We start from the raw sequence: 14,162 nt of genomic DNA, 5'->3' as shown, positions 1-14,162 counted from the left end.
GACCAGAAGGAAGCAAAGAAGCGATGAGCAAGTGGAAGCGCCGCAAACTGCTCTTCATGGCCGACGTGCATGAGAGGCGGGGCACCGACCCGTCCGACGTGCTGGCCGGGCTGCACGAACTGGCGGCCGAAGATCCGTACGATCTGGAAGTGCTGCTCACTGCCGCGGAACTGCTCGCCGACCGCGCCGGCCGCAGAACCGGTACGGCGCGGGAGGCGGACCTTGCCGCCTCGATCGCCCTGCTGCATCGCTGCGTTGTGCTGGTGCCGCCGGGCCACTTCCATCGCGGCCGGGTCTTCAACAGCCTGGGACAGCGGCTGTTCACGGTCGCCCAGGGCACGGACTCCCCTCAGCCCGTGGCCGAGTCGGTGCTCGCCTTCCGCGAGGCCGTGACGGCGACGCCACACGGCGACAGCATGCGCCAGGTGAACCAGTTCTACCTGGCGGTCCAGCTCGGTGAGCACTTCGAGCGGAGCGGGGACCGGGACGCACCCGTCGAGGCCGTCCAGGTGGCACGCGAGGGCTACGCGGCCGTCCCGCCCGGCGACGGGCTCCGCTCCATGTTCCGGACGGTCCTGATCACCTCGCTGCGGCATCTCGCGAGCGCCACCGCGCACGTCGAACCGCTCCAGGAAGCCGTCGGCCTCGCGCGCGAGGCGCTGTCCGAGGCCGGCAGCGCGTCCGACCGTGCGGGGGCACAGTTCGATCTCGTACGCGCTCTGAGGGCACTGCACGACGCGACGACGGACACGCCACTGCTGGTCGAGGCGGTCGACTTGAGCGAACAGTGCCTTGCGGCCACACCGCGGAGCGATCCCGAGTTCGACACGCGGCGAACACGTCTCGCATCCGCCGTCAGGCTGCTCGCCCAGGACCGCAGGGACCCCGGCCTGATGCGCCGGGCCATCGACCTGATGCGGGCGACGCTCGAGACACCATCGGCCGCCGACGAGCACGCCGACACTCTCATCGACCTCACTCAGTCGCTGGCTTCCCTGCATGCCATGACCAATGAGCAACTCACGCTCACGGAGGCGGAACTGACAGCCCGCACGGCCGTGGCTGCCGCCCCCGATCCCGGTCCAGGGCGCACAGAGGCACAATTCCTCCTGGCAGGGATCCTGTTGTACCGCTCCAGCGTCAGCGCGCGCGGCACGGACGCCGCAGCACTGCATGAGGCGTTGGGGCTGTTACAGCACGTGGCGGCCGCCACACCGCCCGACCACCGGGAACGTGGCGATCGCCTGTGGCATCTGGGTGTCACCCTGCGCGACCTGGCCAGGCACGGCGACGCCGACGCGTGGCGGCGCCAGGCGCGGCATGTCTTCGCCGAGGCCGCGTCCACCGCCGCACCGCCCAACGTACGGATCAAGAGCTTCCAGCACCTGGGCGCCATGGAGGCCGCTCTCGGCGACCCGCACGCCGCACTCGCCGCCTATGAAGCCGCAGTGGCCCTGCTGCCGCAGCTCACCCCTCACTGGCTGTCCTACCTGGGCAACGTCATCGGACTCAGACAGCTCGAGGGACTGCCGGACGGTGCCGCTGCCGCCGCGCTGGAGCTCGGCAGACCGGAACGGGCCCTGGAACTGCTGGAGTTGTCGCGCGGAATCCTGCACGGCAGGACGCTGGAGGCCCGTGACGTCAGGCTGCTGCGGCACCGGTCACCCGAGCTCCACGCCGAGTTCCTGCGGCTGCGCACCGCCCTCAACGCCCCTGCCCGCGAGGGGAACGACGGGAACTGGGACGACCTGATGAGCCGGATCCGCAGCCTCGACGGCATGGCAGGCTTCCTGCGGGCGCCCTCCGTCCAGGAGCTGCGCCACCAGGCCGAGCAGGGCCCCGTAGTCATCGTGAACATCACCGAGCGCCGCTGCGACGCACTCATCCTGCGGGCGGACGCCGAACAGCCCGTCCTGGCGGTCCCGTTGACCGGCCTGACCCAGGCCGACGTCATCGCTCACCTCCTGCGCCTGGCTCGTGCCGTCTTCGTCGCCCCCTACGACCCGTCGCTGCTCACCCGCCGGGACGCACAGCGGGATCTGGACGAGATCCTGCGCTGGCTGTGGGACCGCGTCACCGAACCCGTGCTCGACGCGCTGAGCCTCACCGCCCCCACCTCCGATACGCAGCCCCTGCCCCGCATCTGGTGGTGCCCCGTCGGCCTGATGTCGTACTTCCCGCTCCATGCCGCCGGCCATCACGACAGTGGCGGGAAGGCGACGGTGATGGACCGGGCCGTCTCCTCCTGCACAACCACCGTGCGCGCCCTGGCCGACCGGATCCGTCCCCCGGCGGCCGGTACGGCCCTGCACCCGTTGGTCGTGGCAGTGCCCGACGCGGAGAACGCCCCCTCGCTGCCGGGCGCGGCGGCAGAGGCCGCGGCCCTCACGGAACTGCTGCCGCACGGCCTGATCCTGTCCGGCGCGCAGGCCACGTACGAGAACGTCGTCCGCGCGCTGCCCGCCTGCCCCGTCGCTCACTTCTCCTGCCACGGCCTCACTTCCTGGGACAACCCCGGCGCCGGCATGCTGCTGCTCCACGACCACCTCATCCGACCGCTGACCGTGGAGCAGCTTTCCGCCATGGAACTGCCCTACGCGGACCTCGCCTTCCTGTCCGCCTGCAGCACCTCCAACACGCACCCGGACAACGCCGACGAGCCACTGCACATCACCGGAGCCTTCCAACTCGCCGGATACCGGCGTGTCATCGGCACCCTCTGGCCGGTCAACGACACCACCTCGGTGGAGATCACCCGCGCGACCTACGCCGGCCTCACCGACGGCGGCACCGCCCCACCCCGCACCGAACTGTCGGCCCAGGCGCTGCACCGGGCCGTACGCGCCCTGCGTGACCGGTACCCGGCCAGCCCTTCCCTGTGGGCCGGGTATGTCCACGTCGGTCACTGAGCGGGTGATGGGCGTCGGTTTCAGGCGGGAACCGGCGCCGCCTCGGCGTACAGGCTGAGCATGGTGTCGAAGTAGCCTTCCGGGGATTCCTCCAGGAAGGTCATCAGGTTCTCCAGGAAGGCGCGCAGCGGGGGCGTCGCGTTGTGCCGGTCCAGGTCTTCCTGGGAGCGCCAGATCTCGTACAGGAAGAAGCGGCCGTCCTCATGCTCGTGGAGGTGGTACTGCAGGTTGCCGGGCTCTTGCCGGGTGGGTTCCACGAAGGAGGAGAGGATGCGCCGGACCTCGTCCGCGTACTCCGGCTTGGGGCGCAGGAATCCGTAGAGAGCGATGGGGCGATCGGTGTTCGTCATGGCCCTCACGCTAAGATCTCACATCAATGTGAGATTCAAGAGGATGTGAGGAGCACCACATGAAGATCGGCGAACTGGCCGCCATAACGGGCACCTCCGTCCGCCTGTTGCGCTACTACGAGGAGCAGGGCCTCCTGGAGTCCGACCGCCTCGACAGTGGCCACCGCCGCTACGGCGACAGCGCCCCCGCCGTGGTCCGGCGCATTCGCGCGCTGCTGGATGCCGGCCTGCCGAGCCGCGTCATCCGCGACCTGCAGCCGTGCATTCGGGAAGACGGCACGGTCGCCGGATGCAAGCTGGAGACCCTCCAGGAACACCTCGCGGGTCTGGACGACCGGATCTCCGCGCTGTCGGAAACCCGCACCTCCCTGGCCGGGCTCATCTCCGCCACTCGGGCCCGCGAGGACATCGGTGTGTAGGGCGGCCACAGTGCCCGCAGACGGAGTCGGGCAGCACCGAGTTCGGCGAGCAGCACAGGGCGTAACGCTCCACCTGGTTGAAGGTCTCGACTCGGCTGCCTGCTGATGAAAACGCGGACGGGACGCTTCGGATGTTTCGAAGCGTCCCGTCTTCTTCAGGGCGGTGGCTCGATCAGCGGCCGTACGATCCGGCGTACGGATCAGGCTTGCCCGTCCACGGATCGAGCCCCTGCTCCAGCCGCCGCTGGTACTCGCTCACCGTGAGGAAGACCGCCGAGCCCCTTCCCCACAACGAGAGGTCGCCGAGCGGACACTCGTCGAACTCCGCACGCAGCAGCCGGGTGAGGAACCCCACCATGCCGCAGTCGTAACGGCTCCACAGACCCTCGTCCCGGTCCAGCACCAGCACCGGCCAGGCGTCGGGGTCCGTACCGGAGGCGTCCCAGCACAGGATGTCCGCGCTGGAGTCCGCGCCCCCGGCGATCAGCCGTGGGCTCGCCCCCGCCAGCTGCGGCGACTTCGCCGTGACGGCCCAGGCATGTTCGGCGTTGGCCGTCTCATGCTGCATGCCGCCGAACGGCGAGCGCCGGGGCCCGCCCCGGGGCTCCGGGTCCTGGACGACCAGATAGCTCTGGACCGTCCCTGGCCCGTACACCTCCATGAACTGCCGGTAGTCGGCGGGGAACTCCGTACCCCACGACTCCCGCATCCGGTCCCAGTCGACCGCGAGGTCCGGTTCGAGCGCGGGTGGCATGAGGTGCTGGAGCGCCTGCCACTCAGACGTCTCAGTCACCTGCTCCTCCTTCACGGGCTCCGGTCACGGCGTGCCCCCGGTGGGAATCTGCCGACCTGTGTTCTGGTCGTTTGGCACGCTTTGACGCGGCGCAGCGTGGAGACGATCCATGCGGCCAGTCCCTCTGCGAGGGTGGCCCGGTAGTCACGCTGGCACAGGAGCAGCTCACATCAGCCCACTGCCCACGTGAGACAACCACTCCAGCGCTATCAGCGATGCTGACCGAACCACGTGTGCAAGAGAACCGCGAGATCCTCGCTCGCGGATGTCCAGGCGATGTAGCCGTCGGGGCGGACGAGCAGGGCGTCCCGCGACAGGGGACGCCGCCCGTGTACCCGGACCGTCCGGAGCACGTGGGACCAGCCCTGCGCCACCGACGCATGGCGCTGCCCCGACTCGGAGTGGTACAGCATCAGCGGGCGCCCCGCACGCAGCAGCTCGGTGACGTCCTCGACGCCGCGGTCCGTCTTGAAGAGCTGGTTGGGCAGGAACCGGCCGGTCCACTCGCAGGCGCTGTCCCGGCCGGCGGAGCAAACCGTTTCCTGCGCGCTCAGGGCGCCACCGATGAACGCGCTGACCTCGCCGAAGGGCAGGATGCGCGCGAACAGCTCGCGCAACGGGTCGAGTTCGGCCGCGGGGCGCATCAGGGCCAGCTGCGCACGGGTGTTGCGCACGACCTGTTCGACGACGGGGCGGCGCTCAAGGTCGTAGGTGTCGAGCAGCTGGTCGCCCGAGCCCGTGCGCACCGCATACGCGAGCTTCCAGGCGAGGTTGAAGCCGTCGCCGATCCCCGTGCTCAGGCCCTGACCCCCGATGGGGAAATGGATGTGCGCGGCGTCTCCGGCCAGGAAGACTCGATCGAGGCGGAAGGTGCGCGCGACCTGGGTGTAGTCGCTGAATCTACTCAGGAACAGAGCCTCGGTCATGGGTACGTCGCGTTCGAGGATACGGCGGACTTCGGTCCGCAGTTCGTCGAGTGTTGGCCGGGCGCGCCAGTCGGCGGGTGCAGCGAAGTTCAGTGTGCGGATCACCCCGGTTCCGTCGGACTCGGTCCGGCACACCACCCAGCCGCGGGGAGTGCGTTGCCAGCCACGCGGCGCGGTGTCCGGGGCCGCGAACCGGACCTGCCCCATCAGCGCGGAGACGGTCGCCGCGCTGGTGTCCGTAGCGAAGCCCGCCTGCTCGCGCACCCGGCTCGCACTACCGTCGGCTCCCACCAGGTAGAGCGCCGAGAAAGACTTGGTGCCGTGCGGTGTGTTGGCCACGACCCGGACTCCCTCTGCGTCCTGTGAGACCTGCGTGACCTCGTGGGAGCGCAGCACCGTAATTTCGTGCGCCAACGCGCGCTGTTCAAGCGCCCGTTCAAGTTCCGCCTGCGCGAGCTTGAGGATGGGGGAGGGCTCGCCCTCGGGGGCGGCGATCTGCATGCCCTGTATCCCGGCGAAGTGGAACGGCTGCGGAGCCGCGTCCGCCACGCCCGCCACCGCGTCCACATAGCCGCGCCTGGCGAGACTCTGCACGGCCCGGGCGTGAAGGGTGTTGGCCTTCGGGCGGTCCGAGACCGCCGCCCGCGTCTCCAGGACGAGCACCTTCGTGCCCAGCAGCCCGAGTTCGGCGGCAACGAGCATCCCGACGGGGCCGCCGCCCACCACGACTACCTCGGCGTCAACAACCTGCGGCATGCCGCCCTCCCCGATCGGTGCGCCACATGCTACTTAAGCGGCTTGTCAGGGTGTTCTCCAAGTGCCTGCTGGGCCGGGGGTGTTGGCCGGATTCCGTGGTGTGTGAGGTATGCGGATGAGGGCGGGCTGACCCCTGCGGGACGTCAGCGCCGGAAGAGGGTGCGCATGCGCGCGGCCGAGCTGTTCGAGCAGAAGACCAAGCCGGGAGCGGCAGTCGGCACTGGTCATGCCGGATAACCAGGACGATGGGGCGCCGCCGAACAGGACAACGGTCGATCTGGACGCAAGGATTGCGGTCGTCCGGATGCCACCGGCGCCCTCGTAGGGCCCTCGATAGCACGCACTCAGACGCCCACGCCGTCCGCAGCGGCTTGCGCCATATCCAGCAAGGCGCCGACCTCATCGAGGGCTTCCGTACCGAAACCGGCCTCTCACTCAACACGACAACTCTAGGAAAGGTCCGTAACAGCTCTGCTCTGGTCCGCAGTTGCTGGGGTTTTGGATGGCTAACCTGGTACGTCGGAATGGCTGGGGGGAGGGCCCGGAGTGAAGGGCATGCAGCCCGTGAACGACGAGGGCGCTGGTGAGGCCCGGGACTTAATCGATTTCCGGCACGGCACCTTTTGTGCCCCAGTGGTAGGCATGCAGCAGATCACCAACGCCGCACCCCGTGCTGTCTCGTCGTGGCCGCATCAAGTCGGGACGATTCCCGCGCAGGCTGCGTGTTTCCAGGACCGTGCCGAAGTCGCCCGGCTGGTTGCCGCGCTCTCGGATGGCGGCGGCATGGCGGTCGTCACGCCGGTTGCCTCGGTCGGTGTAGTGGTGGGTATGGGCGGGGTCGGCAAGACCCAGCTCGCCGCGCACTACGCTCGCTCGCTGTGGCGGTCAGTGCAGCTGGATGTGCTGGTGTGGATCACTGCGGCAACCGGCGGGGCCGTCGTGGAGGGCTATGCGGCCGCAGCGGCCGAGATCGTGGGCATCGACGAGATCGATCCGGCGCGGGCAGCTGCAATGTTTCTGGCCTGGCTGGAGCCCAAGGCGGGGCAGAAGCCGTGCCGGTGGCTGGTCGTGCTGGACGATGTCAGCGATCCGGCAGACATGGACGGTTGGTGGCCGCCGGCCAGTCCCACCGGACGGGTCCTGGTCACCACCCGCCGTCAGGACGCGGCCCTGACCACCGGCCGCCGCCACATCCCGGTCGGCGTCTTCACCCCCGGCGAATCCCTGGCCTACCTCACCCATGCCCTGCCACCCTCCGAAGCGCCCGCACAACTGGCCGCACTGGCCCAGGACCTTGGGCATCTGCCCCTGGCTCTGTCCCAGGCCGCCGCCTACCTCACCGACACCACCACCCCTGTGGCCGAGTACCGCCAGCTCCTGCGCAGCCGCACCCAGCTGTGCGATGCCGCCCCCGACAAGCTGCCTGATGGACAGCGGCTGGCGGTCGCTGCGACGTGGTCACTGTCGATCGAACACGCCGCCCGGCTCCGGCCGCCGGACCTGGCCCGCCCGCTTCTTCAGCTCGCCGCATTCCTGGACCCCAACGCAATCCCCGAGGCCGTCCTGACCAGCCGCCCCGCTCGGGCCTACCTCGCCGGCCACCGCAGCCGCGCCAGGGCGACGGACGCCACCGACGAATCTCCGGAGCAACCGGAAGTACCGGAACACGAAGCCCGCCTGGCGCTGAGCACCCTGCGTCGCCTCAGCCTCATCCAGCACGACCCCACCACCCCGCAAACCGCGGTCCGCGTGCACCAACTCCTCCAGCGCGCCGTTCGCGACACCCTCACTCCTGACCAGTTCGACGAGACAGCCCGCACAGCGGCCGACGCCCTACTCGCTGCCTGGCCCGACGTCGAAACCGACACCGTTCTGGCCCAGGCCCTGCGCGCCAACACCGCCGTACTCACCGACTTTGCGGAAGCCGCCCTCGTCCACCCGGACGCACACTCACTGCTGTACCGAACCGGCCGCAGTCTTGGTGAGGCCGGCCAAGTCAGCGCCGCTCGACAGTACTTCGACCGCCTGACCAGCGCCGCCATGGCCCGCTTGGGTCCCGACCACCCTGACACCCTGACCGCCCGGCACTACCTCGCCTACTGGCAGGGGGAGGCGGGGGATGTGGTGGGGGCGGCCTCCTCCACCGCCGAACTGCTGGCCGACCGCCTGCGGGTGCTTGGGCCCGACCACCCTGACACCCTGACTGCCCGCCACTACCTCGCCTACTGGCGGGGTGCGGGGGCGGCGGGGGATGTGGCCGGGGCCGCCGCCGCGCTCGCCGAGCTGCTGGCCGACCGGCTGCGGGTGCTGGGTCCCGACCACCCCGACACCCTGACCACCCGGGCCGACCTCACCTTCTGGCGGGGCCGGTTGGGCGATCTTCCCGGGGCTGCCACCGGCACCGGCGAGCTGCTGGCCGACCGGCTGCGGGTGCTGGGTCCCGACCACCCCGACACCCTGCTCGCCCGGCATAATCTCGCCTACTGGCGTGGAAAATCGGGGGATACGGCCGGGGCCGCTACCGCGTTCGCAGAGTTGCTGGCCGACTTCCTGCGGGTGCTGGGCCCCGACCACCCCTCCACCCTGCTCGCCCGGCACAACCTTGCCAACTGGCGGGGGGAGGCCGGGGATGCGGCCGGAGCCGCCACTGCGTTCGCAGAGTTGCTGGCCGACTCCCTGCGGGTGCTGGGGCCCCACCACCCCGCCACACTTGTCACCCAGGAGTACTTCGCCCACTGGCGGGGGCAGGCTGATGGTGCGAGCGGCGGCGTCCGGTAACAGTCGTTTGACGGCAGCGGCCCACGCTCCTCGTGCGGGAGATCGGTGTCCGACGTGCGCCCGTCATCCCTCGCCTGGCACCGCGGTCACGGTGGGGGCTGTTCCCCATGCACGAGGAGTGGTTGGGTCTGTTGTCACGGGCCTCTGCCTTCGAAGGGCTGTGATGCTCAAGTGAACCAGCGCAGTGCAAGGCGTGGCGCGCGGCGCACCAGCGTAGCGGCGGCCAGGCCGATCGCGGCGCCGGCGGCGACGTCGCTGGGGTAGTGGGCGCCGGACTGTACACGCTCCAGGGCGACCATGGCGGCCGGCAACCCACACGTCGCCCCTGCTGCCGGCCAGATCGGGACAATGGCAGCAGTGAAGGCGACGGCGGCGGCGGTGTGCCCGGAAGGGAACGACGACGACGCGGGCCGGTCATCGACCTCATCGTGCGGAAACCATTCCTTGGGCGGCCGCTCCCGGTCGGCGAGCTGCTTGCAGAGCCCATTGGAGACCAGCTGCGCCAGCGTCATGGCCGTCACTCCGGCGGCCGCTGCCGTCCGTCCGCGCCACCCGCCGGCCGCAGCCATCACCACGGCTGCACCCCACCAGAGCTTTGTGCTCTCTGCGGCCTCCTCCACTGCCGACAGCACCCTGCCGACACCCGGCCCAATACTGCAGGCGACCTGTTGGGTCAGCACCCGGTCAACTTCGCGAAGCCCCGCTATCACCGTCACGACCTGCAAGTGTCCCGAAGTAGTGCGTTCACACGTAGGTCATCTACCTGTGATGGTGAGCCGGGAGTCGGCGAGGCGGCCACGTCACCATCCATGACGAGAACGGGCCCACCGGCCCGGACCTGGAGCGCGGGCACAACGGGCTCTCACGCGCGGCGGCGAGCATTGGTGCGCAGTCGAGGGTCAGGTCAATGACGGGTGCCACGTCAGGACCGTCCTGCGCACCACTGGCAATGCAGTGCTTGTGTCGTCCTCATCGAGTCTCGGGACCGGGAGCCCAGGCCTGCGGACCGCCTGCTTCCTCGTCCTCCGTCATCGCCGCGGCGTCCAGCAGCGGCCCCAACTCCCGTGCCACGGTCGTCAGGGCCCGGACGTCCTGTTCGGCTCGGGCGATGAGGATCGCTCCCTCCAGGGCGCTGATCATCAGCGTGGCGAGGGGTTCCGCGCGCTTCTGTGGGACGCCCATGTCGGCGAGGGCCCGGGCGACCGGGCCGGTCCACGTGGCGAAGGCGGTGGCGGCGGCCTCTCGGGTGGAGGCGATCGAGTCGGCGCAGTCGACGGTCGCCGCGGCGACGGGGCAGCCCGCCGCGAAGTCCGCCGTGGCGTACTCGTCGGTCCACTGCCGCACCATTGCCGCGAACAGCCCGGCGGGTGTGGGCTTCGGCAGTTCCGCCAGGAAGCGGGCGACGCGCTTGCCGGCGTAGCGGCCTGCCCAGTCGACGGCCTCGTTGACGAGCTGTTCCTTGCCGCTGGGGAAGTAGTGCTGGAGGGAGCCCCGGGGTGCCCCGGCGTGCGCGGCGACGTCCCGCATGCCTGTCGCGGTGACCCCTTGGCGGCGGATGAGCTGCGCCGCGCTGAAGACCATCCGCTCGCGCGGCCCATGGGCGGACTCCGCCATCCTTGACCTCTTCCCGCCGTCCCGCAGCAGCTCTGCGCCGATCCCCACCACCCACCCTATGACCGGCGTCATAACCGGCGCTACTATGACAGCTGTCATAGCAAGCGCCCCACCTCGGACAGGCGGTACGCCGTGCGGCACGTCGGCTTCATTGGGCTCGGCGTCATGGGTCAGCCCATGGCGCTGCGACTGGCCCGCTCCGGAACGCCCCTGGCGGTGTGGAATCGCACCTCCGCCCGCTCCGAGCCGCTGCGCGAGGCCGGCGCCGTGGTGGTGGAGGGACCCGCCGAGGTATTTGCGCGGACGGATGTCGTCCTCCTCATGCTGGCCGACGACGTCGCCCTCGACAGCGTCCTGGGCCGCGGCACCCCGCACTTCGCCGAACGCGTCGCCGACCACGTCGTCGTGCACATGGGCACCACCTCGCCCGCGTACTCGCGGGAGCTGGAATCCGACGTCCGCGCGGCGGGCGGGCGGTACGTCGAGGCACCCGTCTCCGGCTCCCGCGTCCCCGCGGAGCACGGGCAACTGGTGGGGATGCTGGCCGGAGCCGAGGACGCCGTCGAGGTCGTACGGCCGCTGCTGGCACCCGTGTGCCGGACGACGTTCGTCTGTGGCCCCGCGCCGAACGCCCTGCTCATGAAGCTGGCGGTGAATCTGTTCCTGATCACGCAGGTCACCGGCCTGACCGAGGCGTTTCACTTCGCCGAGCGGCAGGGCCTCGACCGGCGGCTTTTCCTGGACGTCCTGGACGCCGGTCCGATGGCCAGCGCCGTCTCCCGGATGAAGGCGCCCAAGCTGCTCGACCGCGACTTCGCGGTGCAGGCGGCCGCCCACGACGTGCTGAAGAACAACCGGCTGATCGCCGAGGCCGCCCGTGGGAGCGGGCTCGCCTCACCGTTGCTCGACGTGTGCCATGCGCTGTTCGAGGAGACCGTGGCATCGGGCTACGGCGGGGAGGACATGGCCGCAGTGCTGCGGGCGCTGGAGGCACGCACCGCGCAGGGGAGCCGACGGGGCGCCGCCCGACCGTAGGGCGGTCAGTCCCGGTCGGGCCCCCGGAAATTCCGTACACCGCTCCACCGGCAGCCGCAGCACCAGCCGGCGGTCGCGGACCATGGCGGCCCGGTAGCCAGCCTGGATGCTCGCCTTGGATGCCGTGATAGGGCCGGATGAGTTCCTCTCCTGCCATCTCGTCGTGCGGTGGCAGTAGCGTTCCGCACTGTGGGGCCTCTCCGTCTGCCGCCAGTAGGGGCGTTGCTGGCCTGTATTTGCGTTATGGCGGTATCGGCGCTCGACGTGACGCGTGCGGGGAGACCGAGGTGACGCACGGTCAATTCAGGTTCCTGCGCCGCAGTCTGTCCGCAAGCTTCCCGACAGCCCGCATAGGCCGACCGGGTCAACCTCAACGACACTCCCGGGTCCGGACGGTGTGGCTGGGGTGGCGGATTTGGCCAGGGTGAACTGCCGCAGCGGTCCGAAATGAGCTTCGACCGGTGCCGCCATCCCGCCTCCCCATGCCGGACGAAGCCGTCGACAGCACAACGAGCTAGCCGGCAAAGGTCTGTGGTCGCAGCACTAGCTGGAGGTGCCGAGCGGCACCGCGGCGGGATCTCTTCCTCGGTAGGGGGTGGCCACCGGCGCATTCGTCGCGGTCAGAGCCTCAGCGCAATACGGGCGGGTGGTTTATCGGCACACCCGTCAGGCGGCCGCCCGCCCGCCCGTACCTTCGGAGCGTAGTCAAGCGACTACCGAGAGCGAAGGAGGGTCAGGGGTGCGTTCGACATCTGCACGCCGTCTGGCGGCCTTCAACTCGGCAACTCCCGCCGCTGTCAGCCCTGGAGGATCCATGCGACACCCCGTCTCCCGCCTTCGTCCACGAGCCCTGGCTGTCGGGCTCGCGCTGGCGTTGTCCGCGCTCGTGCCCTCGCTCCCCGCCGGTGCCGCCGATCAGTACGAGTGGGCCGCGTTAGGTGACTCGTACACCGCCGGCGGCTTCGTCGGCGACCCGCAGCCCCCGCTCGGCGACGCCTCGCGGGATGGCTGCGACCGCACGAGCGACGCCTACCCCGGCGTTGTCGAGCGGGAACTGGACGAGTTCCCGCCGGGCAAGTACGTCCAGCTGACCAACGTCAGCTGCGGCAACGCACCATCGCCGACATCGCCAACACCAAGCAAACCCCCATCAGCCCCGTCCAGCCCCCGGCTGGAGGATGGCCCTCCGTGGACCCGCAGATCCAGCGAGCGAAACTCAACGACACGACCGACATCGTCACCATCGGCGTCGGCGGCAACAGCCTGCCCTTCGGCGGCATGCTCCTGAAATGCCTCGAACAGGGCCCGAAGTCCGGCGAGTCCTGCCGCGAGTACTACACCAGTCCTCCCGAGGGGGAGGAAGGCATCCAGGACAAGCTCGCCCGGGTCGAGGGCGAGTACATCGAGATGCTGGCCCGGGTGCACGAGGCCGCGCCCCACGCCAAGGTGATCACAGTCGGCTACCCGGCCGTCCTGCCGGAAGAAGCCAGGGAATGCAACCGCCTCGCCCTCAGTGAACTCGGCGCGATCAAGCACGCCGACGTCGACTGGCTTCGTGACGACGTCCTCAAGCAGCTGAACGCCACGATCCAACGGGTCACCAACTTCTTCGGTGACACCTACGTCGACGTCTACTCCTCCAGCGAGGGCCACGACGTCTGCCAGCCCGCGGACACCAAGTGGGTCGAGGGAATCTGCGGCGACGCCGCGGACTACTGGCCCGCCGCGCTCCCCGGCACGCCGCTGAACTGCGGCCTCCTCGGCAAGCGCGTCACCCTGGTCCACCCCAACAGCGCAGGGCACGAAAACACCGCCAACCACGTTGAACGAGCCATCCGCATCGCCCTCCTGACCTGACCGGCCGGTCCGCCCCCGGCGCCATAGCCCCGGCACCCGCGTGAATGACGCGGCCCGGGGCCCCTGGTCGGCACGCGCAAAGGGCACCGCTCGCCCAGGCCCACATGCGGGGCTGGGTGAGCGGTGCCAGGGCGACATCGGTGCCACGCGCCGCGCACGCCACGGCGCCCGGGACTGCCAGTACCTCCGGCGAACTCCGCTACGTCGACGAGTAAACCTGTTCGCTCCTGCACCACTTCAAGCGGCTGGCTGTCGGCTGGGGCGAACAGCATGTGCGGGGAGACGTGTGGCCAAGAGCGCCCGGATGCGTATGGCCGGGGCTCATCTCAGTGCCGCAGGGCGGTCGTTCATGTGGTCACCGTCTCACCTGTGCGCACCTACGTCCTTTGCTGCCAGCTGCGTGGCGGCCAGTCCTGCAGCTGTGTCCCGCCCGGCAGCGCTCTTGGAGCGGGGCTGGTCATCCTGCTTATGTGCGCGGTCGGCTCTGGCAGGTCGTCTGCTGGCCATCGACGAGGCCCGGCCGTCGGTTAGGTCCCGGACGATTTCTCCGGGCCGCCCCCAGACAGGCCGGGGATGCAACCATTCGTTTCAGAGCTGGAACCCCCGGAAGCCGACCGCGCGCTTGGGATCCTAAAGGATGGCACTGACACCGGTCTTGTGCGTGACCGGTGGCGTAGGGTCTCAACCCCTTTTTGCATCCTTCAGTTCCTGGGGCTTGCTGGCGC

Annotated in this window: 10 protein-coding genes and 2 pseudogenes; 6 read left to right on the top strand and 6 right to left on the bottom strand. The window is 69.9% G+C overall.

Features of this window, described 5'->3' with window-relative positions; genetic code table 11:
* Positions 1-23 precede the first annotated feature (23 nt).
* Positions 24-2,909, top strand: a complete 2,886-nt coding sequence (locus tag M8H82_RS18470; RefSeq protein WP_250075430.1) for a CHAT domain-containing protein — start codon at positions 24-26, stop codon at positions 2,907-2,909.
* Positions 2,910-2,929: 20 nt separating this feature from the next.
* Here the strand turns inward: M8H82_RS18470 and M8H82_RS18465 are convergent, their stop codons facing one another.
* A complete protein-coding gene (locus M8H82_RS18465; RefSeq protein ID WP_250075428.1) occupies positions 2,930-3,259 on the bottom strand; it encodes a putative quinol monooxygenase in 330 nt (109 codons plus the stop codon).
* A gap of 59 nt (positions 3,260-3,318) precedes the next feature.
* On the opposite strand from M8H82_RS18465, the gene M8H82_RS18460 reads away from it, so the two are divergent.
* The gene (locus M8H82_RS18460; RefSeq protein ID WP_250075427.1) at positions 3,319-3,678 is read left to right on the top strand and encodes a MerR family transcriptional regulator; all 360 of its coding nucleotides are present in this window, start codon (positions 3,319-3,321) and stop codon (positions 3,676-3,678) included.
* A gap of 172 nt (positions 3,679-3,850) precedes the next feature.
* On the opposite strand, the gene M8H82_RS18455 is transcribed toward M8H82_RS18460, so the two are convergent.
* The gene (locus M8H82_RS18455) at positions 3,851-4,471 is read right to left on the bottom strand and encodes an SMI1/KNR4 family protein (RefSeq protein WP_250075425.1); all 621 of its coding nucleotides are present in this window, start codon (positions 4,469-4,471) and stop codon (positions 3,851-3,853) included.
* A 209-nt stretch (positions 4,472-4,680) separates the two neighbouring features.
* On the bottom strand, positions 4,681-6,153 hold the full coding sequence (locus M8H82_RS18450; RefSeq protein ID WP_250075423.1) for an FAD-dependent monooxygenase: 1,473 nt from the start codon (positions 6,151-6,153) through the stop codon (positions 4,681-4,683).
* Between the two features lie 133 nt (positions 6,154-6,286).
* Here M8H82_RS18450 and M8H82_RS36805 point away from each other — a divergent pair, with 133 nt between their 5' ends.
* Together M8H82_RS36805 and M8H82_RS18440 are read left to right on the top strand one after the other, a co-directional pair.
* Positions 6,287-6,478, top strand: coding sequence for a DUF6191 domain-containing protein (locus tag M8H82_RS36805; RefSeq protein WP_374211677.1), 192 nt, complete (start codon positions 6,287-6,289; stop codon positions 6,476-6,478).
* 458 nt (positions 6,479-6,936) lie between these two features.
* Positions 6,937-8,931 (top strand): tetratricopeptide repeat protein, encoded by a 1,995-nt coding sequence (locus tag M8H82_RS18440; protein ID WP_250075420.1) that lies wholly within the window; start codon positions 6,937-6,939, stop codon positions 8,929-8,931.
* Positions 8,932-9,098: 167 nt separating this feature from the next.
* Here M8H82_RS18440 and M8H82_RS18435 read toward each other — a convergent pair whose 3' ends face one another.
* Positions 9,099-9,647 carry a phosphatase PAP2 family protein gene (locus M8H82_RS18435; RefSeq protein ID WP_250075419.1) on the bottom strand — a complete coding sequence of 183 codons (549 nt, stop codon included), beginning with the start codon at positions 9,645-9,647 and terminating at the stop codon, positions 9,099-9,101.
* 253 nt (positions 9,648-9,900) lie between these two features.
* A complete protein-coding gene (locus tag M8H82_RS18430; RefSeq protein WP_250075729.1) occupies positions 9,901-10,545 on the bottom strand; it encodes a TetR/AcrR family transcriptional regulator in 645 nt (214 codons plus the stop codon).
* Positions 10,546-10,635: 90 nt separating this feature from the next.
* Between M8H82_RS18430 and M8H82_RS18425 the strand changes: the two are divergent.
* A pseudogene (locus M8H82_RS18425) lies at positions 10,636-11,580 on the top strand (NAD(P)-dependent oxidoreductase); the annotation flags it as partial.
* A 382-nt stretch (positions 11,581-11,962) separates the two neighbouring features.
* Here M8H82_RS18425 and M8H82_RS36800 read toward each other — a convergent pair.
* Positions 11,963-12,048: pseudogene (locus M8H82_RS36800) on the bottom strand (IS630 family transposase); the annotation flags it as partial.
* Positions 12,049-12,768: 720 nt separating this feature from the next.
* Here M8H82_RS36800 and M8H82_RS18420 point away from each other — a divergent pair.
* Entirely contained in the window at positions 12,769-13,437 is a 669-nt protein-coding gene (locus M8H82_RS18420) for an SGNH/GDSL hydrolase family protein (protein ID WP_250075397.1), read from the top strand.
* The last annotated feature ends 725 nt before the right edge of the window (positions 13,438-14,162 follow it).

Origin of the sequence: Streptomyces sp. YS415, assembly GCF_023544665.1 — a bacterium.
In the GTDB taxonomy this organism is placed as follows: domain Bacteria; phylum Actinomycetota; class Actinomycetes; order Streptomycetales; family Streptomycetaceae; genus Streptomyces.
The sequence above is the reverse complement of the archived record's forward strand: the minus strand, read 5'-3'. Positions and strand labels throughout refer to the sequence as shown.

Bases quoted from the DNA above. Each gene is read 5' to 3' on its own strand.
- M8H82_RS18450 (WP_250075423.1), bottom strand. From the start codon at position 6,153: ATGCCGCAGGTTGTTGACGCCGAGGTAGTCGTGGTGGGCGGCGGCCCC.
- M8H82_RS18470 (WP_250075430.1), top strand. From the start codon at position 24: ATGAGCAAGTGGAAGCGCCGCAAACTGCTCTTCATGGCCGACGTGCAT.
- M8H82_RS18460 (WP_250075427.1), top strand. From the start codon at position 3,319: ATGAAGATCGGCGAACTGGCCGCCATAACGGGCACCTCCGTCCGCCTG.
- M8H82_RS18465 (WP_250075428.1), bottom strand. From the start codon at position 3,259: ATGACGAACACCGATCGCCCCATCGCTCTCTACGGATTCCTGCGCCCC.
- M8H82_RS18430 (WP_250075729.1), bottom strand. From the start codon at position 10,545: ATGGCGGAGTCCGCCCATGGGCCGCGCGAGCGGATGGTCTTCAGCGCG.
- M8H82_RS18440 (WP_250075420.1), top strand. From the start codon at position 6,937: ATGGCGGTCGTCACGCCGGTTGCCTCGGTCGGTGTAGTGGTGGGTATG.